This window comes from Myxococcales bacterium (genome assembly GCA_022184915.1).
Classification (GTDB): domain Bacteria; phylum Myxococcota_A; class Polyangia; order Fen-1088; family Fen-1088; genus JAGTJU01.
Genome location: JAGTJU010000005.1, coordinates 584,358 through 605,548 on the forward strand (window position 1 = coordinate 584,358; position 21,191 = coordinate 605,548).

Consider the following 21,191-nt stretch of genomic DNA (forward strand, 5'->3'; position numbering starts at 1 on the left):
CCTCGTCTTCCTCGACCTGTGCGATGTCCACGGCGGATGGAAACCGTGCGCCAGGCCGCCCGCATACGATGAGCTCGAAAGGTGGCTCTGACTGACGAGAGGGCTCCCTCGTTACGTACGCTGCAACCGCCTCAGAGATGACGGATCCAAGCGTCCTGCTTTCGCGCTGAGCAAGAAGCTTCGCGCGCTCGAGCGCCGCGGGATCGATATCCACAGTCGTTCTCACCCTCCAAGAATGGCAGATGGAGCATCATGATGCAACACTTGATGCTTTGATGCTCAGAACGGCGATGGCATCGTGAACGAAGCCGCCACCATTACCCAATCCTCGGCGCCATGGGTCTGCGTACCACGCCGCCCGACTGGCGCCGGCCAGGGCCCTGCCCCAGCAGCCCGCGCTCGATTGTGGTATTTGACCTCCCGGCGGGGCTTGTATCAGCGAGCGTTGGCGCATCCAGGGCCGCTTGCTGCTTGCCCCAAATCCGCCGCATTTCGCCCATTTTCGCCCGGCGCTCCTCCCGCTTTCCCACCCTCAGGGATTCTGTTCAGGGGGACCTTCCCTGAAACATCAATGCCCGCGCGGCCATCTGGGGGCCCCTACCAGCCCCTGCCCTCGGCGTCATGCAACCCAGGGCGAGCGACCGTGGCTGCGCTCAACGGGGCCGACGACCGAGGCACGACATGCTTGTCGGCGTGCACGCTGGATTTTCGCGCGACTAGCCGACTCTCGAAGGGATTCAAGGCCTTTGGAGTCACGTCGAGACGGCATCTACCTTGCGGACAAGCAGGGAACAGCGGCCCTCCCCGGATTGGGAAGGGCCATGGACATCGCGCTCCCGGCTCTGCTCCGGAGCCACCACCGCGCTCGCGCCCAACACCCTTCACCGAGGTCTTCCCATGAAGCTCACCAACACCATTGCCCTCCTCGGCGCCTTCGTTGCCTTTGTGATCAATCCAAACTTCGGCTGCGTGTCCGGTGCCGGGCACGATTTTGGCCAGGAGGAGATGCAAGACATGGTGGTGGGGACTTGGAAACTCCGGGGAGAAGGATTCGCGATGACCTTTGCGCTGCGCCCCGCCTTGGGGCCGACGGAGCGGGCGGCTGCCCCCACCCCCTTCATTCGCGGGGCTTACGCCTGCGACAACCGGGACTTCTATCAGAGCGCCAGCGCTTGCATCGACGTTTCCACTTTTCATCTGGAGGGAGAGTTGCTCACGAGCGACGTCGAGTTCGCGAGCAACGACCTGAAAGGGACCTTTCGGATTCTGGGTCAGCGGGTGATCCCGGGTGAGCTCGAGCTGATGTTGCCGGATGGCAGCTGGATCTCCGTACCTTCTCTCGACAGCGGCTCTGCACCCGTCAACGGCACCTGGTGGCGCCAAGTGCATGCACCGGCGGATCGTGATCGCTCGGATCGAACCATCGTGATCGCCGGGATCGGCCATCATGATCACCTGGATCGGTGCTCACGATCAGCGGGATCGGCCATCATGATCACCTAGATCGGTGATCGTGATCAGCGGATGCCGCAGCGTGTCCTGCGAAGGAACACGCCGCGTCGCGGCGATGGAGTTGCTCGAAGGGGCTGCCCCCCGGCTAAAAGCCGGGGATGCCTACGGAGCGACTACCAATGAGACAAGTCAGAGAAATCCTTCGACAGAAATGGCTGCTTGGGCGGAGCCATCGCGATATCGCCCGCAGCCTCGGAATCAGCGCGGGGGCGGTAGGCGAGACCGTTCGCCGTGCCAAGGAAGCAGGCTTCACACAGTTCGCGGAGGTGGACACGCTGGCAGCAAGCGCGCTTGAAAGGCGGCTGTACCCGTCCTCTGCTGAGGCAGAGAGGCCACGCCCCGACTGTGCGTGGATCCATCGCGAGCGGCGCTATCCTGGCGTGACGCTCGAGCTTCTGCACCTCGAGTATGTCCAGGACAACCCCAATGGCTACGGGTACACGCGGTTCTGCGACATGTATCGTGCGTGGCTCAAGCAGCGTAGCTACTCGATGCGGCAGGTTCACCGCGGCGGCGAGAAGACGTTCGTTGACTACTCCGGAAAGAAGCCTTGCATTTGGGATCCGAAGACGGGCGAGCGCATCGACGTTGAGCTCTTCGTGGCGGTTGTCGGAGCTTCCAACTACACGTACGCTGAGGCGACGCCCACACAACGGGGGCCCGATTGGATTTCGAGCCACTGCCACGCGGTCCAATACTTTGGCGGTGCCACCGAGGTTGTTGTGTGCGATCAGCTTCGCTCTGGCGTCACGGCCCCTTGCCGATACGAACCCGGCATCCAGCGGACCTACGAAGAGTGGGCAGAACATTACGGAACGTCAGTCATTCCTGCTCGTCCACACCATCCCAAGGACAAGGCCAAAGTCGAGACCGCCGTGCGCGTCGCACAGCGGTGGATCCTGGCGCGTCTGCGCCACGAGAAGCACTTCTCGATCGTATCGTTGAATGAGCGCATTTGGGAACTGCTTGAGGACCTGAACAACCGGCAGATGCGGATATACAAACGCAGCCGGCGCGAGATGTTCGAGCGGCTCGATAAACCGATGCTCCGACCGCTTCCCGAACGTCCGTTCTCCTACGGCGAGTGGAAGGCCGTCAAGGTGAACATCGATTACCACGTCGAGGTGGATGGTCACTATTACTCGGTTCCCCATCAGCATGTGGGGGAACAGGTCGAGGCTCGGATGTCGGCTTTCACGGTTGAGGTTATTCGCGACGGCCATCGCATCGCCTCGCACGCAAGGAGCTTCCAGCGCGGGCGCCACACCACCGTGCCCGAGCATATGCCGGCTGCGCACCGCAAACACATGCAGTGGTCTCCTTCGCGCATTGCGAACTGGGCGGCAACGATCGGACCACAGACGCGCCTTCTGGTGGAACGAATCCTCGGCGATCGGCCCCACCCGGAGCAGGGCTATCGATCCTGCCTTGGAATTCTGCGCCTGGAGAAGCGCTACGGCGCCTCAAGGCTGGAGGCCGCATGCGCGCGGGCCGTTGCCGTGGGCGCGCGGTCCTATCGCCATGTCGATTCGATCTTGAAAAACGGCTTGGATGCTTCGCCTTTGCCTTCGCAGGAAAACTCGTCAAGCGCAGCACCTGCTGCACATTCGAATATTCGCGGACCCAACTACTACAACTGAAGGAACCACATGCTGAAGGAACAGACACTCGACAAGCTTCGCAGCCTACGTCTTGACGCTTTTGCCACGACGTGGACAGAGCAGCAGAAGAACACAGAAATCGCCAGACTGTCCTTCGACGAGAGGCTTGGATTGCTCGTCGATGCGGAATGCCTCGCGCGAGAAAACAAGCGGCTTTCGAGATTGCTGAAAGAAGCCAAGCTACGCCTGAGTCAAGCTTGCATCGAGGACATCGACTACTCACCACGCCGAGAGATCGACAAAGCCACCGTTCGTCAGCTGGCTTCCTGTGCTTGGATCCAGCAACACCAAAACGTGATCGTCACGGGAATGACTGGAACCGGAAAGACCTTTCTTGCCTGTGCGCTCGCCCAGCAGGCGTGCCGCAAGGGCTTCTCCGCCATCTACCGTCGAGCCTCTCGTCTCTTCGACGAACTGGCGCTCGCCCGAGCGGACGGCAGCTACGTGCGCCTTCTTGCAAAGCTCGCGCGCGCAGATGTCCTGGTGGTGGATGACTGGGGACTGGCACCCGCACGTGAGCAGGAGCGCAGGGACTTTCTCGAGGTCCTTGAGGACCGCTATGGCCAGCGGTCCACCATCATGACCAGCCAGCTCCCGCCCAACAGCTGGTACGAACATCTGAATGACCAAACCATGGCAGATGCCATCCTCGACCGCCTTCTTCACAACTCTCACCGCATCGTGCTAAAGGGTCCTTCGCGCAGAAAGACAACCCAGGAGATCCCGACCGAGTAACCTTGCCCCCAGAACAACTTCCATCGTCGCTCCGCTCCGACCGATCACGATGCCCGATCTGATTGATCACGTTCGCCGGTATATGCAGCCAAGCAGACCTTGCCACGACGTTCAGCCTGGAGCGCACAGGATTTAAAACACCACGTCTATCCGCGTCCGATGTCAACGCAAAGTAGAAATGTCCGCTTTTCTGCAAAGTAGAAATGTCCTTCATGCGGCGCGGCGAGGAGGACGTAGCGGAGGCGGGGTTTTGGCCACTTGTCCACAGATGCACGGCGGGCGCGGGCCTCGGGGACAGGAGACAAAACGCCTGCACATGCATCGTGAGTGAAAGCGATTTGTCCCCGACCGTCAGCCGCCCTTCCAGGGGTCGCCTGAAAGCGCACGACGAGCCCTGTCCACACCCACTCGAACGCGTCGTCGAAGTCCCAGGCCTGGCCTACAAACAGCCACAAAGCGCGTTTTCCGCCAGGCACATCCACATCGCCAACGTAGGCCCAGTCTACCTGAGCCCTGGTCCCAATTAGGGGGGCGACACGCAGATAAGCTTCACGTGGCGGCCGTGGCCGCATCCGAGCCACGAACTCCCGCACCGGTGCGGACGCTGCCACGAAAAAAACTGGACGCCAACCTCGCCACGGGGCGATTCTCCCGCCGCGCGATCCATACCCCGGAACCCTCGATCAGGCGAATTTCACACCCGTGCGCCCCAGACCGTCAGATTTCAGCGTTCCTCGGGTGCCGGTGACAAGCGCCGGCTGGCGTGCGTGGAGACCTACGGGTGCCAGATGAAGGTGGCCGACACCGAGATGGTGCTTGGCATGCTGGCGGGCGCAGGCTACGGCCCGGCAGCAAGGCAGAGGATGCGAGGCGGCTTACGTTAGTTGACAGAACATTCTTGTACCGGGCGTTTTTTGCCGCGGAAGGATGTGGTGCCTAAACTTCCTGTACGCCTTCAATTCTGGGTTAGGCAGGAGCTAAGCTCAAGAAGTAGGCTGTGGATAGCTTGAAATCAGGCGAGCTTTGAGTAGTCGATAACGACAAGGTCGGTAATGCGCGAGAAATGCCCAGCATTGCTCGTGACCAACGGCATTGAAGTTGCGAGCGCTGTGCAACCGATCCACGCGTCGTTCGCCCCGATGAGCCGCCCTGCTACCCGTAGCCTTTTCGATACCTGCGCGTAAACGCGGGCCACATCGGCTGTCACGGGAAGATCTTCTAACGGTAGCAACAACGCCAGGGCTTCCGGAGACTCTGGGTTGGCAAAGCCCTCCAGATACTCTCCCCGCGCCACAGACGGCAGAAAAAGATTGGCGCCTTGGTGAGAGCGAAGGAATTTTAGCGCGCCGAATCCTGCGCCTGTTTGTGCTCTCCCTGTTGCCGCCCTTTGAAGGTCGATAAGGAAGCTTGTATCTAACGCAAATTGTTCCAAGGATCCTCGGCCGGGGCATCGGCAGCCTGAGCAGCATCCCAGGATGCAATGGTTTCTTGGGAAACAGGGCTAAGTGCCTCGAAAGCGCTGAGCAAATCTGCAGCGTTTGAGGTTTCCCCACCCCAGCGTGCCCGCTTGATAACCATCGAAAACGATTCATCAGGGCGGGTCCGAGCCTGCCGCAGCCTCTGATAAGCCTCCAGATCGATTGATATTGTCTTGGTGGCCATGTGTACATGTATATACATGCATGGTGCCCGGATCAAGGGCGGTAAGAGAGGCATCGAACAATCACCGCACAATGCTTTGCAGCAATAGCGCGAGGCTGCCGGCAGTAAGCATTCGACTACGCCTCTTCTCTCGCTCGGCCCTTTGCCCGTTGGGGAATCGCTGCCCACACGCTGCCAGCTCAGTTCGTCGCCGTTGACAGCCAACCGCCGGGCAGTGCCCCGAAGGCTTGCTCTGGTGATCAGGATTCACTGACACGGTACGAGTGAACGCTTGTCGGTTGATTCGCAGACATCAATGTTGAAAAGGTAGAGAAAGCGAGGATAGTTGGCGGGGTCCGAACCTGGGGGGCGGCACCCGGCTCGGCCGAGGCCGACGAACTCGAGGTGCTCGTCACCCTCGTCGATGCCTACGAGGAGAAGACTCACCCGATCGAGCCTCCCGATCCGGTCGATGCCCTGATTTTTCGCATGGAGCATGCCCTGATTCCGCACCCGAAGCCCGCCCGGCAAAGGGGATAGGGGACGGGGATAAGCCTTCGGTCGGTGATCGCGGCGAGCCGGTCGGACCAAAACCGTGCTTTACCCGCGCGCTATTTCCTGGCAGGCATGGCGCCATGCCCCGCCTCCCCGCCCCCAGCCCTGCCGAAGCCCTGGCCGCCCTGAAACAGCTGGCCGGCCGTCGCACGCTGCCCATCCACCCGGACCTCCTGGCGCAGCACATACTGGCGCTGCCCGGCTCGTGGGACTGGCCCGTTCAGCGGGCGGCGTTCGAGGCGCTCTTACGGCGACTGGGGTCGGCACGGAAGCAAGAGCTGTCGGTACTTTCCCAACCGGCAAAGAGCCCCTGGGGGCGCTACCGCCTGGGCCGGCCCGACACCGACGGGGCGCTACCCTACGTCGTGTCCCTGGAGTCACTCGAGCCGCTGTCGGGCTCGTGCGGGTGCGCCGACTTTCTGCGCAGCTCCCTGGGTCTGTGCAAGCACCTCTTGGCCGTCATCGACCACCTGGCGGCAAAACCCACCCGGTGGCGCGCGGCCCTCCAGGCGAGGCCCGTTCGCCGCACGCGTCCCCAGCTCGCGTGGGAGGCCGCCAGCGGTCACGGCGGCGCCCTCGATCCCCTGGGGGGCTTCCAACTGGAACTGCCGACCTCCGTGGGCCGTCCGTCCGGTGCCCTCCGGCGGCTGTTCGATTTCAATCAGAAGGACGCGGCGGGCCGGCACCCGCTGGTTGCGCTGCAGGCAAAGGATCTGGCGCAGCGCCAGCGCATCGTCACGGCCTTACAGCGTGCGCTCAGAGCGCCGGGGCTGGGTAGCGATGCCGCGGCGCCGGCGGTCCTGCGCGACGAGGCCGCGCGGCTCGAACGGTTGCTGCGGCTGCAGGCGAAAAGACCCGCCCTCGACCGGGCTCTGCGTAGCAGCAAGCGCAAACTGTATGACTACCAAAAGGCCGGCATCGCACGGTTCTTTGCAGAAGGGCGTCTGGTCCTGGCCGACGACATGGGCCTGGGCAAGACCACGCAGGCCACGGCGGCGGTGGCGGCGCTGCACGGGGCGGGGCTGGTCACCCGCGGCCTGCTGGTGGTGCCCGCACCGCTGAAGGCACAATGGGAGGCCGAGTGGCGCGCGATCACGGACACACCCGTTTGCGTCGTCGACGGCACGGCCGACGAGCGCAGGGGGCTTTACCGCAAACACCGACGCGGCTTTCTCATCGCCAACTACGAACAGGTGGTACGCGATCTTCCTGAAATCCTGCGCTGGGCCCCGCAGGCCGTGGTGCTGGACGAAGCTCAGCGAATCAAGAACTGGGCCACGCGGACGGCTTTGGCAGTCAAGCAATTGCAACCTGACTATCGCCTGGTGCTGACGGGCACGCCGATGGAGAACCGCCTGGACGAGCTGGCGTCGGTGGTCGAATGGGTGGACGATCGGGCCTTGGAACCCAAGTGGCGACTGGGACCATTCCACAGCGTGTTCGCAGACGGCAAGAAGGAGGTCACGGGGGCGCGCAACCTGGACGCCTTGCGCGCACGGCTGGCGCCGGTCCTGTTGCGGCGCGAACGTGCGGAGGTGCTGGCCCAGCTGCCCCGGCGACAGGACACGGTGTTGCCAGTCGATCTGACGGAAGAGCAGAGAGCCGCGCACGATGAGCTCAACCAGGACATTGCGAAGCTGGCGTCGATCACGTCACGCCGGCCCTTGAAGCCGGCGGAGTTCTTGCGGCTGATGACCCTGCTCAACACGCAGCGGATCATCGCCAACGGCATGGCCCAGCAAGACTTCACGTCGACGTGGCCGGGCATCTCGGGCCGAACGCCCACCCCGGCGCTGCTGGCTTCGCTGGGTTCGCCGAAGCTCATCGAACTGCGCGAGCTCATTAGCAACCTGGTACTGACGCAAAACCGCAAGGTCGTGGTGTTCTCGCAGTGGCGCCGCATGCTGCAATTGGCGGCGTGGGCCGTTTCGGATCTGCTGGACAAGCACGGGCGACGGGCGCTGTTCTTCACGGGGCAAGAGGGGGCACGCCGACGTCAGCACAACCTGGTGGACTTTCACGACGATCCCGCCACGGCGGTGCTGTTCCTCAGCGATGCGGGAGGTGTGGGTTTGAATTTGCAACGGGCCGCCAGCGCCTGCATCAACCTGGAGCTGCCGTGGAATCCCGCCGTGCTGGAGCAGCGCATTGGCCGCATCTATCGCCTGGGGCAAAAGCAGCCGGTCGCGATCTACAACCTGGTCAGCCGCGCCTGCATCGAGGAGCGCATTGCGGCCCTGGTCTCGGACAAGCGGGCGCTTTTTCGCAGCTTGTTCACGGGCAAGGGCGACGAGATTCGGTTCGAGCGCTCGGGCGCGCTTTTGTCGTTGCTGCCGCCCACGACCGAACCGGCGCAGGCGCTTGCCGGGGCGACCGAGGTTAGCGACGACGAGCTCGAGGACGTCCAGGATGTGGAGGCGAGCGAGGAGGAGACTGGTCGCAAGGACGCGGCGGCCGGGGCCGAGCCCGTGAGGGCCCCGAACGCACCAAGCTCTGTGGGGGCGTTGCTGGGTGCCTTGACGGTCAGCCGCACGCCCGAGGGACGGGTGAACATCGAAGCGCCTCCCGAGGCGGCGGACGCACTCATCTCGCTGTTCGAGGGGATGGCAAGGCTGTTGGGGGCGCGGGCATAGCGGGTGGCCCTCAGTGTCGGTGGCCGGGGCTTCCTTCGACGCCCCACACCGGTGGCGGGAGCGTAGCGGGCTACACCGTGCTCCCCTCGAGCCCTGAAAATCTGTTCTGTCAACTAACGTAAGCCATCCCACTCTACCCGCCGGGCATTAAGGATGTTGAACGCGCCTTAGCCCGATGTTTTGCGGGAGTTTCCCGCGTTGAATGTGAGCGAGGCAGAGATCGAACACGCGGCAGGTATTTTGGAGAGCGTGCTGGCGGTCATGTGATGAGTGCTTACCAAACCGTCTCGATGCCGAATGCACAAATCGCCCGGTCATTCGTGGCCAGTGGCAGGTGGTCGATCGCGCTTTGGGCTGCGAGCATACGATCAAACGGGTCACCATGCGCTCGAGGCCACGAACCCGCCCGTTCGGCGTGGGCAAACGAGACAGGCAATAGGTCGAAACGCTGGCTTGAACAATAAGCCTCGATCGACTTGCTAGCTTCCCAACGAAGCTTGTCCAAACGCACTTTTGTTGTGATTTCCCACGCGTTCGCGGCGCTTACGAAGACGTGTGTTGCATCGTCTTCTACGAGCCGTCGCACCTTTTTGCTCAATGCCCTGTCGCCCGATGCCCACCAAAGCAACGCGTGGGTGTCGAGCAATAAATTTTGTGCTGGCATCAATCTTCTCCGGACCAGCCAGAAGGAAGTGGCTCAAAAAATTCCGCAGAAACACTGACCAAACCCTTCAACGAGCCGGCTTCGCGTTTTGCCGGGCCCGTAGCCAGCGGAACGAGCCGGGCATAGGGCTCTCCACCCTTCGCAATCACGATCTCTTCACCCGCATGGGCACGTTCAAGGAGGCGGGAAAGGTGGGTTTTGGCCTCGTGTACGTTTACAGACTTCACCCTTGTAGTGTGACTGAGTCAGGGAACTAAGCCAACCCCTGGCCGACCGCTCAGGGTTGTCTGCTGAACAGTAGCTCAACAATGTTCGAGAGGATGCCCACTGAGCGTGCCATCGCTCCGACTGACGGCGCTCGTCTCCTTGATCAAGGCGGCATTGCGTACCTGAAGAACTTGCCGACCGTGACATTGATTGTGTTCCGGTGCCATCACGGTGTGCGTAGCCGGAATGCAGCTATCCAATGCGCCGTACTTGGTTTCACGAATGTCTGCAATCTCATCGGAGGCATCGAGTCATGGGCGCTTGATGTTGATCCCTCGGTTGCACGATACGAATCTCATCATTGCGACACAAGCGCCCGGATGTCTCCTTTTGCGCCCGAGCGTGCGGGGTTTCGGGGAGCCGCATCATTCTGGACCTAGTGAAAGAAGCTGTGCGCCGCCACGAAAGAGCTGCGAAACGGAGGCTGTTGCAACTAGAACGCCAAATGCTTCCACCCTAAACCGTGGTTAGCGAACTTCGCGAAGTCAGAGTCGCGCGTTACAAAAGTGCAGCCTTCCGCAATTGCGAGGGCTGCATGCTGGGCATCTGCTACGAGTTTCCCTGTCGCATTGGTTGCACGACATAACCGTGAGACGAGCTGCCAATGGTTGGTGTCGGGGGACACGATTCGGCAGTTCGGATGGTTGGCAATCTGATCGACCGAAGCCAGCGCAATGGGAAGCGGTGTTGGCACTTTGTATATGCGTGGATTCGTACAGATGCGAACGAATGCCACCGCAACCAACACGCTTAGTGCGAAAGGTTGTGGGCCTTGTACCATCGCATCCAGCCAATGCTTGTAAGCCTCGTGAACGACCTCGTCTTGTCGGTGTGCATAAACCAACACGTTGACGTCGGGCATTAGCACGGTTCAGCGTCCCAGAGATGCGGTGTCATCCATGGCCAGCAGTTCTGCGAAATCGCTTGGCTCATGCATTTTCGTCTCGCCTCCGGCAAACGTCAGCATTTCGAATGGCGTCGCTATCAAGGGAGGTTTGGCCAACGCTGCGCGCAAGGCCTCGTTTACAACATCGCTGATGGTGCAGTTTGACGCGTTCGCTCGTTCTCGCGCTTTCTTGAACAGGTTATCGTCGAGGACCAGCGTGGTTCTCATAATCACAGAATACGTATCTGCATACGTATGTCAAGCTCTCGCTGAGGCTCGCGGGCAAGCTCTACGGGCAGTCCTTCGGTGTCGACGTGGCGTTCGGCGATCCGATCTTTGGGGATCCGGAGGTCATTGTTGCCGAGGACGTTCTTGGATTCGCCGGCGTCGCACCGCCGACGCCGCGGCTCTATCCGCTTGAGTCGCACATCGCGGAGAAGCTCCACGCGTACCCGGTGCCCCGCTTACGGCCGAACTCTCGGGTCAAGGATCTCCCCGATCTTGCGCTGCTCGCAACCGTCCGGGCCCTGCACGGCAGGCACGTCCGCGCCGCTCTCGACCAAACGTTCGCGTTCCGCAAGACGCACCCGTTGCCCGCCGCGGTTCCTCCGCCACCAGAAGCTTGGGCGCGACCCTACGAGGCCATGGCGCGGGAGGACCAGCTTGCCTGGAGGACGCTGGCCGAGGTCACAGCGGCCGTCCAATCCTTCCTCGCTCCTGTGCTAGCCGGCGGTCTCGACACTGACTGGGTACCCAACCGCGTGGGCGTGGCGCAGCCGATAGCGGTCGCGGTCTCGGTGCCGTTGGTTTCCACCCCCCTACTCCCAGGTGGTCCTCCCTACCCTCCCGCAGGCCTCCTGCTCCCTGACGGGAAACCCCAGAAAAACTCGCCCGAGGACCTCAAAAGTGGGGGAGCATGTGCGACTGCACCCGGGGGGTCCCCGCCACGTCGAGTCCAAAGGCGCACCGGGTCGCACCATTGTCGGGCCGAACTTGCACGTTTCGCCCGGGGTGGAGACCGGGGGGCGCCTGGGGCCTGGCAGGGTTTCCTGGTACGATTGCTGCTGGGTTTACACCATGGCTAACGCGGCTCGAAAACGTGCCACCTACGAGGATCTGCTGGCGCTGCCGGAGAACGTCGTCGGCGAGATCATCGGGGGCGAGCTGTTCGCGCAGCCTCGGCCAGCCATCCCCCACGCGGTCGCGGCATCGCACCTGGGCGCCGAGTTGGTCGGCCCCTTCAACCGCGGCAAGGGGGGGCCCGGCGGCTGGGTGATTCTCGATGAACCCGAACTGCACCTGCAGGGAGGCAACGTCTTGGTGCCCGATCTCGCCGGGTGGCGACGGGAGCGCATGCCTCAGATTCCCGAGTTGCCTGCCATCGAGCTGCCGCCGGACTGGGTATGCGAGGTCCTCTCGCCGTCGACCGAGGCCAAGGACCGAGTCGACAAGATGGCTGTTTACCGCCGCGAGGGGTGCCAGCACGTGTGGCTGGTGCAGCCCGCCTCGATGACGTTGGAGGTTTATCGGTTGGACGGCGAGACCTACCGGCTGGTGAACACGTGGAAGGGCGACGCCCAGATTCGCGCCGAACCGTTCGATGCGGTGGCGCTGGACCTGGGCGCGTTGTGGGCCCGGTAGCGGCCCCGCGATACCACCGCCATTCTGCCCGCGACTATCGAAGCCTCCGACCGCCACCTGCTGGGGCTCGGCCTCCGTTTCGAGGGCGTGGCCATCGGTGACTCGGCGCTCGGGCTCATGGGCGTCATCCACCGGCCGACGCGGGACTTCGACATACTCGTGCCCGAGTTGCCGCCAGCCATCGCGGAGGCGGCGCGCGAGTAGCGAAGGCCCAGCGGAAGGTCGGAGTCGACTTGATCGACGACTGGCTCAACAACGGGCCGATGCAGCTCAGCGATGTCCTGCCTACGGGGTGGCGCGAACGGGTGCAGCCCATCTTCCAGGGCCAGGTCCTCGCGCTCAGCACGTTGGGCAGACCCGATCTGCTGAAGAGTAAGCTGTTCGCACTTTGACATCGCGGCACGGATCTGCCCGAGTGCATCGCGCTCGCACCGACTGCGGAGGAGCTCGCCGAGTGCCTGCCCTGGCTGGAACGGCAGGACGGCAACGATGCTTGGCCAGCCCATGTCCGCGCCACGATGGCCGAAGTCGCGCGGAGGCTCGTCCATGGCGTTTAACCGTGCGACCTCCCCCGAGCCGACGCCCTCGCCCGACGAACTGACGGCGCGAATGGTGGCCATCGGAATGAACTTCGCTGGCAAAGCGGCAGCGGACGCGGACATCGAGCGCACCCTGCTCTATGCCTCTGCGCTTGGGATGGACGACGGTGATCTCCGGGTGCTCGCCGTGCTGACCACGTGGCTCGGGGTGCATCACGGGCACGTGAACGCCGATCAGCTCGTACGCCTGGTAGGCGCGCATCGGTCTGAACGTGTCCGCGCGTATTGGGCGGCCATCGCGACATGGCTCAGGAAGGACCGGCGTTTCGTCCGGCTGGCCGCCGCGTATGAGGGGCCGGTGATCGGCCTGCTGCCGACGGGGACAGCGTTCCAGATCTCCCGGCGGGGCGCGGACGAGCGGTTCACCGCGTCGAAGCTGCGCGTCCCGACGGGCACCCTTCGGGATCGTCGCGAGGACGTGCTCTCGCCGGAGAAAGCCCGGGAGAACTGAACACACCTCGTGCATCGGTGGTGGCTTCCCGCGGCAACCGGCGCCACAGCTTCGCAATGCATCGCGATGTTAATAGAGAGCCTCAGCACCACGTCCTTCCGCGCCAGAAAACGCTCGACAAAGAATGTCCTGTCAACTAACGCAAGCCGCCTCGCATCCTCGGCCTTGCTGCCGGGGGGCGCATTGAGGCAAAGTACTTAAAACGACTGGCCTTTCTTATGACAACTTCGTTTTCCCCGATCGCCGGGAAGAGGCCGAGTTGCTTCGCATCGACGCACTCCTTTGGCGGGAGATCAGGCCGGCGCTCGTCGAGCGATCGATGCATTCATCCTGGCAAGACCGAGCAAAAAAAGGCCGACCGTCTGCGTGCACTGGTTACGACACCCCGATCAAAAAGTGATCAGGCTGAAGGTGCCCGGCCATTAACTAAGGGGCTGCCGCGAAAAAAGTCGATCGTCTCGTCATGTCGGTACGGTCGGGTGGATGGTGTAGTTCCACTCGCCGTGGAAGACGTTGGGATCGAGATTCACGAGTGCGAGGTCCTTGTCCGAGACGCGGCGACCCTTGGCGTAAGTGCGACTGTCGACTCGGCTCTTCACGAGCAGTCCGGTCGTCGTCGTCGTCGCTGCGATTAGATTGACGATGACTTGATGGGTGACCAGAGGCTTTCCGCGCCAGTTCTGGGTGATGAAGGAAAACAAGCGGTGCTCGATCTTGTTCCACTTGCTCGTTCCCGGAGGCAGATGACAGACGGTGATGGGGAAGCGCAGGTCGTCGACGAGCTTTTGTAGCTCGAGCTTCCATAGGCGCAGCCTATAGCCGTTGCTTCCACCTCCGTCCGCCGTGATCACGAGCGAGGTCGCGTTTGGATACCTCGAGGCGCCCATCTCGCTCCACCAGGTGCGGATGCTCTGCACCGCGAATTCCCCCGTGTCGTGGCTCACGCCAACGCTGACCCACGCCTCGTTCTTCTGGAGGTCGTAGATGCCGTACGGTGTGGCGCGTCCCTTTTCGTCGTCGACGAAGTCGTGCACGTTGACATCGACCGGATCTTCCTTCCCGCTGAGCTCGCGGCCGCCGTTCTTGTACGGTCCGACAAGCTCTCGTTTCTTCGTGTCCACAGAGATCGCCGGCTCGTTCGTTTCGAGCTGTCGACGGAGTGTCTCGTTGATGTGCTCAAACTGAGCGTTTCGATCTGGATGCTGCGCGCCCTCAAGCCGCTTGCGATTCGCCTGGAGACTGTAGCCGAGCTCCTTGAGCAGTCTTGAGACCATCTTCATGCTCGTTTGGTGCCCCTGCTTCTTGAGCGCCTCCACGAGATTGCGCTGGCTACGAGCTGTCCACAGAAGCGGCGACTCGGGATCTCCGCGTGTCGTCGATTCTACAAGCTTCTTCAGATCCGGAATCAATCTCGGATCCTTCTCGGTTGCCTTCTTGCGCCCGGCGCCTGGTCGACGGCTTCGCGTTGGCGGTAAATGCCTCGCCGTCCCGTTTTCGATCGCCCGTACTTCGGCGATCCCGCGCCCCACCACGCTCGGTGCCATACCCGTCGCACGAGATGCAGCGACAATGCCGCCGTAGCCAAAAGCGATCGCCTCGTTCGCCACGAATAGCCGCCGAGCTCTCTCTGTCAGACTCCCCTTTATCTTGCCGTAGCGATCCCGTATCTCGGATTCACGCCGCGATCGTTCCTTGGTCATGCACCTCCAATGGAGATCCTCCTCGCAGATAAAGTCAACCTATTTATTTCGCGGCATGCCCTTAGTTGACAGAACATATTATATCGGGCCCTTTTTTGACGCGAGTGGACTTGGTGCTTGAACTTCCGGTTCACGAAAATTAGCGCGTTGCGGTGGGATTTCGGGGTGGGTTGGGGTAGGGTTCGGGCGGTCGATTTGAGACAACTTTGGGCAGCTTTGGACCGATAACTTACTACGCAAGCCATCAAGGCCTTTTTTGACGCTGTTGGGGGGCCAGCCACGCCCACAATGGGGAGCGATGGCTATATGAAAACGCCGACGCCAGCGGGGACCTATCGGGTGGCGTCGATTGGCCAGCATGTCAGCAAGTGGAAGTACCCTTTGTCGAAAATACCTTGGGGAACAAAGCTCATCCGCAAGGGGGATCGTTTTGAGGTGGATCTAAAGGGCAAGCGGCAGGATGTTGAAAAGCTCACGGGCGCTTCTGCTGATTGGGTTTTGCGGACGTACAAGCTGCTGTACAAAATGACGGATGCACCAACGGAATGGCTGTTCAACGATTTTGGCCACCTCACCGTGTATCTTTATGTTGATAAGAACAAAGACGGGCGGTGGGACCGGAAACAGGAACCGCGTTTGAGCGAATTTATTCACACGACGCCTAACGATGAAGCGGCTGAGCATTTGGCGCGGGCAAAGGGGATCGAACCTTCCTACAACTTGGGCGAATCTCACGGTTGCGTGCACGTGAGGCCGGGCGACATCGACACCGCCGTTAGTGCGGGATACCTGAAAGCAAACCAACTGTTTGTGGTTCACCCACAGCGTTCTTTACACGAAGTTCCGAAGCGATGCGCCGAACATTGGTCCGCCTTATGAGGCCCACTTTTACCCGGGCATGCAGAAGCTCGTGATTGTTGGGGTACAGCGTGTACAGGGCAATCGCTAGCTGCGTTGTTTTCAACGTTTGTTTGTCCTTGGGGTGCAAGAGCCAAAGTGCCAAACCCCAGCCACTGGTTGTTGCGGGGGATGCGGGGGACGCAGCTCCTCAGGCAGCGGCTGAGCTTGGTGCGCAGTTTATTGATCATGTTCGGCGTAGCTTTCCGCAAACGAAGACGTTCAAGGCCCCTGCGGGCATCACGATGAAGGCAGGGATAGGTGCGTGTTTCGTGGACGCCCTGAATCTGCATATTGCAGATGGCGTGGTCGTGTCCTTAGATGAGCTGGAGGCGCAGTGGGGGGCTTTTGGTGAGGCGTTCAGGTTGGCCTGGAAGCAAGATGGGTCGGCTGAACTGCCGTATGGCCATGGTGATGCCACTATGTTGCTTCGCCGCCGCGGGGATTCTGATTTTGTGGACGAGGTGTCGTTCATCGATCTGCGCAACTGCGGGCGCAGCGATGTGACGGCATTGAGTGCTGAGCAGAAGAGTGCTGTTCTTTCCCTGTTGAAAGAGGCAGCTACCCATGTTGGATCTTCGTTGAGTGGTCTTTGCAAGGTTGTGGCTTGCGAGTGGATCGACGATGTTCATGCGCGTTTCCGGCCGTTGCCAAGCGTTCGCATGGCGGCGGGGCAGGGGGATTGTGGTCCCACGATCTCGTTTGCTTTTGATCGGTCAGCGGCGCCGCTGCTTGCAGACCTGGAAGCAACGTTTGGGGCGGTGGATCCGATGTATCTCAAAGTGCGGGTGAAGGATCCGGTGGGTTGGATCCAGAATGCGCAAACGGGGGTGGATCTGCGCTTTCGAGGGGCGTTTGTGGAGGATGGGAAGACGTATGTACCTTCGATCGAGTTTCAGGATGGGGGGGGGTGTACTACCCGCTAGAAGGGGATATCGGCGATGCGCCTTTCGTGGCGGTCAACTGCGGGGCGATCCCGGCCGACCTGGTGGAATCGGAACTGTTTGGCCACGAAAAGGGGGCGTTCACGGGGGCCACGCAGGCCCGGCGCGGACACTTCCAGGAGGCGCATGGGGGAACGCTGTTTCTGGACGAGTTGGGCGAGTTGCCGCTGCTCGCGCAGGTCAAACTGCTGCGGGCTCTGCAAGAGGGTGAGGTGGTGCGCGTGGGGGCGTCGCGCGCGACCGGTCGATGTCCGGGTGGTGGCGGCAACGAACTGCACGCTGACCGAACAGATCGCCCGCGGCCGGTTTCGTGAGGATCTGTTCTACCGGCTGGCGGTGGCGGTGCTTAAGTTGCCTCCGCTGCGCGAGCGGCCGAACGACCTGGGGCCGCTCATCGACCATCTTTGGGCGGCGGTCAACCGCGAGGCCACGGCGGACCTGGGGGCTTCGCCGAAGCGGCTGTCGGTGGCCGCACGTCGCGTCATGATGGAACATCGCTGGCCGGGCAATGTGCGCGAGCCCTACAACACCCTTCGCCGGGCAGCGCTGTGGAGCGACGGCGAGACCCTCACGGCGGAGGACGCACGGGAGGCGCTGCTGCCGGTGGCGGCGCCTACCGGGGGGGAGATCCTGGGGCGGCCGCTGGGGGAGGGGCTGGATTTACAGGGGTGCTGGGCGAGGTGGCGGCGCACTATCTCGGCCGCGCGATGGACGAGGCGCACGGGAACAAGACCCGGGCTGCCGCGCTGGTGGGGCTTTCCAACTACCAGACGCTGTCGAACTGGCTGGACCGGTACGGGGTGGGGCAACCGGGCACGCCACGAAAGGCGTGAAAATCACCCGGGAATCTGGTTAGGTCATCGCACGAATGCTGACGGGAGAGCTAAGAAACCAAATCGACCGGATCTGGCAGCAGGCGGAGATCAAGAGCTGGCTGGAGCATGACGCCAAGGGCGTCACGATGCTCAACCTCAACACGCAGATCGTTCGATCGATCCCCTTCGCGTATCCCCCCCTCGAAGAGCAGCGGCGGATTGTGGAGGTGCTGGACCGGGCGGAGGCGTTGCGGGCCAAGCGCCGCGCCGCCCTCGCCCTCCTCGACACCCTCACCCAATCCACCTTCCTCGACATGTTCGGGGATCCGAGGATCAACCCCAAGGCGTGGCCACGGCTAGCGTTGGCCGCACTGATCAGCAGCGGCCCGCAGAATGGCATCTATATGCCGTCAGCTGACTATGGGACTGGCGTTCCGATAGTCAGGATCAATCAGCAAGACGTAAAGTCGTTCGTCATCAATGTTCCCCCCCTCGCCCTCCAGCAAGACTTCGCCCGCCGTATCGCCGCCGTCGAAAAGCTCAAGACGGCCAACCGGGCCTCGCTCGCCGAACTCGACGCCCTCTTCGCTTCGCTTCAACACCGCGCCTTTCGCGGCGAGCTTTGACCATGTCCAACCTCCCCCCGCGCTTCACGATCACCCACGCCCTCACGGCGGGTCTGACCACGATCGAGCGCGCGAGAGGGTTCCTCGAGGCCGCCACGCTGTCCGATGAGTGGGTCCGGCGCATGAGCCAGCGCGCCCTGCTGCTCGAAGCCCACCACACCACGCATATCGAGGGCACGCAGCTCACCATCGAGCAAGCCGAACGCCTGTGGGCCGGCCAGACCGTGGCCGAAGCCCCCGCCGACGACGCGCGCGAGTTTCTGAACTACCGCAACGCCTTCAACCTCGTCTCCGAATACCTGCAAAGCGGCGAGGCCATCACAGAAGGCCTCGTGCGCGAGATCCACAAGTGCCTGGTGGAAGGCGTGCGTGGCGGTGAAGGCGGCCCCGGCGTCTATCGCAACGTCCAGAACTACGTCGTCAGCAGCCAGACCCGCGCCGTCATCTACACCCCGCCCCCGCCCGCCGACGTGCCCCCGCTGATGCAGGAGCTGATCGCCTGGCTGCGCACCGATACGCCCATTCACCCCGTAATGGTGGCCGGCATCGCCCAGTTCCAGCTCGTACACATTCACCCCTTCCTCGACGGCAACGGCCGCACCTCGCGCCTGCTGTCCACCCTGTGCCTTTACCGCACCGGCTACGACTTCAAGCGCCTGTTCACCCTCAGCGAGTTCTACGACCGCGACCGCACCCGGTTTTACCGCGCCCTTCAGGCCGTGCGCGAAAATGACATGGACCTCACCGGCTGGCTCGAGTTCTTCGTCGAAGGCCTCGCCACCCAGCTCGCCGAGGTCAAGCTGCGCGGCGAGTTCGCCATTCGCCGCGACGTTTTGGTGAACGCCCACCGCCTGAACCCCCGCCAGGCCCAGGCCGTCGAGCACGTGCTCGAACACGGCCGCATCGACATTCGCACTTTCGAGGCCTTGTGCCCCGAATCCCCCCGGCGCACCCTCCAGCGGGACCTTGCCCAGATGGAGGCGATGGGGCTGCTCACGCGAGAAGGCGGCACCAACAAAGCCGCCTATACGCCGTCCGGAAAGTGGTGAGAGAGGCGCGTCGCGCCAAACTCGCGCCAAACTCGCGCCAAAACTTGCGCCACAAATTGCGCAAAGCGGTTACCATGGGAGACGTGTTCGGTTTCCTGCAGGCCGAATGGCCCGAAATTCACGAGGCCGCCCAGAAGGCCGCCGACGCCGCGTTCCCGGAACCTCGCACCGCCTGCTTCTACGCCCGCCGCGCCCTCGAACTGGCCGTGATGTGGGCCTACCGCCACGACCGCAGCCTCAGCCCCATCGCCCCGTCGAACGCCACTACCAAACCCGCGCCGTTCGCCGCGTAGCCGAAGCCTTCGAGCGCGACAACGAACGCTGTTGGCGATCGTAGGAAAGCGCAGAAAATTGAACAGGCGGCCGACATCACGGCTTGTCCGGGCGTTTTTGCCTCCGAGCATCTCTGGTGCCCTGGGCTTCGCGGCGCCTAAAGCTGTCGCCTTCGATGGGGATGATGTCGGCGTGGTGGATGATTCGATCGATAAGGGCGATGGCGCAGGTGGCGTTAGGGAAGATGGATGGCCAGTCTGAAAATGGCAGATTGGTCGTGAGCAGAATGCTCTTGTTCTCGTAGCGACGGGAGACGACTTGAAAGAGATGGTCGGCGTTTCGATTGTCGTAGGAGAGATAGCCGAGCTCGTCACATACGAGCGCGCCGGTTGGGCGTAGTGGCGTAGACGGCGATCGAGGCCGCGAGCGCTGTCCTGGCTGCCGAGGTCCATGAGGAGCTCTTCGGCTGTCACCGACAGGACCGAGTGGCCGTGAAGAATTGCTTGGTGAGCGACGTTCTTGGCTATCATGGTTTTGCCGAGTCCCTGCGGTGCCACCAGGATGAGATTGCGACCATGCTTGACGAAGTCGAGGCACAGCGTGGTCTCGACAGCATCGCGATCGATCCTCTTGGGCCATGCCAATTCAAAATCTGCCATGGCCTTGATCTTCCGAGGCGTGCGCGGGTGAGACGGCGCTCAAGACTGCGCTTTTGGCGGTCGGCAGTCTCGACCTTGGCAAGATGCTCCAGAAGCTGCGTCGGGCTCCAACGCTTTGTGGTTGCCGTTGCGAGGATATCATCGAGGTTTTCTGAAAGGTGGTGAAGACCAAGTGCGAACAAGTGTTGGGACAGGTTTATGATTCGTCCTCCGTGTCGCGTGCGAGCTCGTCGTATGGTTTGAGGTTGTGAGTGTCCACGCGCAGGTTCGCAATACGAGGGTCGCTGCTGACCGGTTGGGGCAGTGGCGGCCGAACGCCCTGTCGTCGGTTGTCGACATCCAGAATGTGCGCGACGGACGCTGCAGAGATGGCCCCCTGGGCGATCGCGCGTTCTATCGCCACCTGGAGCTTCTCGACACCAAACTGATCGAGCAGCCGGGTCAGGCGGACTGTCTCGTAAGACATCGATTGCCCGCGTAGGGCGAGCTGCTCAAGGAACGGCTTGCATGAAGGTATCACCTCGAGGAGCCGCCCCCGCCCGCGAAGCTCGCGTCCCCGCTGTTTTTGTTCCCGTAGTCCCGCCAGATGAGCGGGATCCTCGATGGTGCGCCCGCGTTCGTAGCATCGCTCGTGTCGAGCAAGGACATGGCCCGTTTCATCAAGTACTCGGACCGCCTTCTCCGAGCACGAAAGTGACAGCGCCTGGCCCACATGGGTATGGGGGATGGAGTAGTCGTTCAGATCGAAGCGCACATAGGGCTGTTTGCCTGACCTCACCGCAAGCAGCTTTTCGCAGGGGAAAGGGTTCTGTGGCAACGGCAATAGATGCACGCGTTCATCCTCGAACGCATCGGCCACCGGTCTCCTTTGTGGATCGGCTGGGCGCGGGCGGCAGTGAGCCACGGTATCCCCCGCCGTCCGCTCTGGAGTGACCCATCAGCGACACCGGGATGACGGCGGTGGCTCGGTCCGGCAGGCTCCT

Annotated in this window: 22 protein-coding genes and 2 pseudogenes; 15 read left to right on the forward strand and 9 right to left on the reverse strand. The window is 62.3% G+C overall.

What is annotated here, in order from left to right; genetic code table 11:
• Positions 1-897 precede the first annotated feature (897 nt).
• From KA712_20920 to KA712_20935, 4 genes are all read left to right on the forward strand, one after another.
• Entirely contained in the window at positions 898-1,503 is a 606-nt protein-coding gene (locus KA712_20920) for a hypothetical protein (GenBank protein ID MCG5055436.1), read from the forward strand.
• 107 nt (positions 1,504-1,610) lie between these two features.
• The gene (gene istA / locus KA712_20925) at positions 1,611-3,152 is read left to right on the forward strand and encodes an IS21 family transposase (GenBank protein ID MCG5055437.1); all 1,542 of its coding nucleotides are present in this window, start codon (positions 1,611-1,613) and stop codon (positions 3,150-3,152) included.
• A 9-nt stretch (positions 3,153-3,161) separates the two neighbouring features.
• The gene (istB, locus tag KA712_20930; GenBank protein ID MCG5055438.1) at positions 3,162-3,908 is read left to right on the forward strand and encodes an IS21-like element helper ATPase IstB; all 747 of its coding nucleotides are present in this window, start codon (positions 3,162-3,164) and stop codon (positions 3,906-3,908) included.
• Positions 3,909-4,696: 788 nt separating this feature from the next.
• Positions 4,697-4,792, forward strand: coding sequence for a hypothetical protein (locus tag KA712_20935; GenBank protein MCG5055439.1), 96 nt, complete (start codon positions 4,697-4,699; stop codon positions 4,790-4,792).
• 128 nt (positions 4,793-4,920) lie between these two features.
• Here the strand turns inward: KA712_20935 and KA712_20940 are convergent, their stop codons facing one another.
• Together KA712_20940 and KA712_20945 are read right to left on the reverse strand one after the other, a co-directional pair.
• Positions 4,921-5,340 carry a type II toxin-antitoxin system VapC family toxin gene (locus KA712_20940; GenBank protein ID MCG5055440.1) on the reverse strand — a complete coding sequence of 140 codons (420 nt, stop codon included), beginning with the start codon at positions 5,338-5,340 and terminating at the stop codon, positions 4,921-4,923.
• Positions 5,322-5,570 (reverse strand): antitoxin VapB family protein, encoded by a 249-nt coding sequence (locus KA712_20945; GenBank protein MCG5055441.1) that lies wholly within the window; start codon positions 5,568-5,570, stop codon positions 5,322-5,324. Before KA712_20945 ends, KA712_20940 begins: the two co-directional genes overlap by 19 nt.
• 614 nt (positions 5,571-6,184) lie before the next feature.
• On the opposite strand from KA712_20945, the gene KA712_20950 reads away from it, so the two are divergent.
• A complete protein-coding gene (locus KA712_20950) occupies positions 6,185-8,737 on the forward strand; it encodes a DEAD/DEAH box helicase (protein MCG5055442.1) in 2,553 nt (850 codons plus the stop codon).
• 274 nt (positions 8,738-9,011) lie between these two features.
• Here the strand turns inward: KA712_20950 and KA712_20955 are convergent, their stop codons facing one another.
• Both KA712_20955 and KA712_20960 read right to left on the reverse strand, forming a co-directional pair.
• The gene (locus tag KA712_20955) at positions 9,012-9,401 is read right to left on the reverse strand and encodes a type II toxin-antitoxin system VapC family toxin (protein MCG5055443.1); all 390 of its coding nucleotides are present in this window, start codon (positions 9,399-9,401) and stop codon (positions 9,012-9,014) included.
• Positions 9,401-9,628 carry a type II toxin-antitoxin system Phd/YefM family antitoxin gene (locus tag KA712_20960; protein MCG5055444.1) on the reverse strand — a complete coding sequence of 76 codons (228 nt, stop codon included), beginning with the start codon at positions 9,626-9,628 and terminating at the stop codon, positions 9,401-9,403. Before KA712_20960 ends, KA712_20955 begins: the two co-directional genes overlap by 1 nt.
• Positions 9,629-9,721: 93 nt before the next feature.
• Here KA712_20960 and KA712_20965 point away from each other — a divergent pair, with 93 nt between their 5' ends.
• A complete protein-coding gene (locus KA712_20965) occupies positions 9,722-10,048 on the forward strand; it encodes a hypothetical protein (GenBank protein MCG5055445.1) in 327 nt (108 codons plus the stop codon).
• A 53-nt stretch (positions 10,049-10,101) separates the two neighbouring features.
• Here the strand turns inward: KA712_20965 and KA712_20970 are convergent, their stop codons facing one another.
• Entirely contained in the window at positions 10,102-10,530 is a 429-nt protein-coding gene (locus tag KA712_20970; GenBank protein MCG5055446.1) for a type II toxin-antitoxin system VapC family toxin, read from the reverse strand.
• A gap of 9 nt (positions 10,531-10,539) precedes the next feature.
• Positions 10,540-10,782 (reverse strand): type II toxin-antitoxin system VapB family antitoxin, encoded by a 243-nt coding sequence (locus tag KA712_20975; GenBank protein MCG5055447.1) that lies wholly within the window; start codon positions 10,780-10,782, stop codon positions 10,540-10,542.
• Between the two features lie 17 nt (positions 10,783-10,799).
• On the opposite strand from KA712_20975, the gene KA712_20980 reads away from it, so the two are divergent.
• The 4 genes from KA712_20980 (at position 10,800) to KA712_20995 (ending at position 13,245) form a co-directional block, all read left to right on the forward strand.
• Positions 10,800-11,639 (forward strand): nucleotidyl transferase AbiEii/AbiGii toxin family protein, encoded by an 840-nt coding sequence (locus KA712_20980; protein MCG5055448.1) that lies wholly within the window; start codon positions 10,800-10,802, stop codon positions 11,637-11,639.
• Complete coding sequence (locus KA712_20985; protein ID MCG5055449.1) at positions 11,632-12,195, forward strand: Uma2 family endonuclease; 564 nt, start codon at positions 11,632-11,634, stop codon at positions 12,193-12,195. Before KA712_20980 ends, KA712_20985 begins: the two co-directional genes overlap by 8 nt.
• A gap of 233 nt (positions 12,196-12,428) precedes the next feature.
• Entirely contained in the window at positions 12,429-12,587 is a 159-nt protein-coding gene (locus tag KA712_20990) for a hypothetical protein (GenBank protein ID MCG5055450.1), read from the forward strand.
• A gap of 154 nt (positions 12,588-12,741) precedes the next feature.
• Positions 12,742-13,245 (forward strand): hypothetical protein, encoded by a 504-nt coding sequence (locus tag KA712_20995; protein ID MCG5055451.1) that lies wholly within the window; start codon positions 12,742-12,744, stop codon positions 13,243-13,245.
• A 461-nt stretch (positions 13,246-13,706) separates the two neighbouring features.
• Here the strand turns inward: KA712_20995 and KA712_21000 are convergent, their stop codons facing one another.
• Positions 13,707-14,945, reverse strand: a complete 1,239-nt coding sequence (locus tag KA712_21000; protein MCG5055452.1) for an ISAzo13 family transposase — start codon at positions 14,943-14,945, stop codon at positions 13,707-13,709.
• A gap of 306 nt (positions 14,946-15,251) precedes the next feature.
• Here KA712_21000 and KA712_21005 point away from each other — a divergent pair, with 306 nt between their 5' ends.
• The 5 genes and pseudogenes from KA712_21005 to KA712_21025 all read left to right on the forward strand — a co-directional run bounded on the left by KA712_21005 (position 15,252) and on the right by KA712_21025 (position 19,569).
• Entirely contained in the window at positions 15,252-15,824 is a 573-nt protein-coding gene (locus KA712_21005; GenBank protein MCG5055453.1) for a L,D-transpeptidase family protein, read from the forward strand.
• 823 nt (positions 15,825-16,647) lie between these two features.
• Positions 16,648-17,731 (forward strand): annotated as a pseudogene (locus KA712_21010) (sigma 54-interacting transcriptional regulator).
• A complete protein-coding gene (locus KA712_21015) occupies positions 17,655-18,227 on the forward strand; it encodes a restriction endonuclease subunit S (GenBank protein ID MCG5055454.1) in 573 nt (190 codons plus the stop codon). The pseudogene KA712_21010 and the gene KA712_21015 overlap by 77 nt, the downstream one beginning before the upstream one ends.
• 2 nt (positions 18,228-18,229) lie before the next feature.
• Positions 18,230-19,276: a Fic family protein gene (locus tag KA712_21020; GenBank protein MCG5055455.1), complete on the forward strand. Its 1,047-nt coding sequence runs from the start codon at positions 18,230-18,232 to the stop codon at positions 19,274-19,276.
• Between the two features lie 74 nt (positions 19,277-19,350).
• Complete coding sequence (locus tag KA712_21025) at positions 19,351-19,569, forward strand: hypothetical protein (GenBank protein MCG5055456.1); 219 nt, start codon at positions 19,351-19,353, stop codon at positions 19,567-19,569.
• 76 nt (positions 19,570-19,645) lie between these two features.
• Here KA712_21025 and istB (KA712_21030) read toward each other — a convergent pair.
• Positions 19,646-20,411, reverse strand: a pseudogene (gene istB, locus KA712_21030) (IS21-like element helper ATPase IstB).
• Entirely contained in the window at positions 20,405-21,067 is a 663-nt protein-coding gene (locus tag KA712_21035) for a hypothetical protein (protein ID MCG5055457.1), read from the reverse strand. The pseudogene istB (KA712_21030) and the gene KA712_21035 overlap by 7 nt, the downstream one beginning before the upstream one ends.
• Positions 21,068-21,191: the final 124 nt, after the last annotated feature.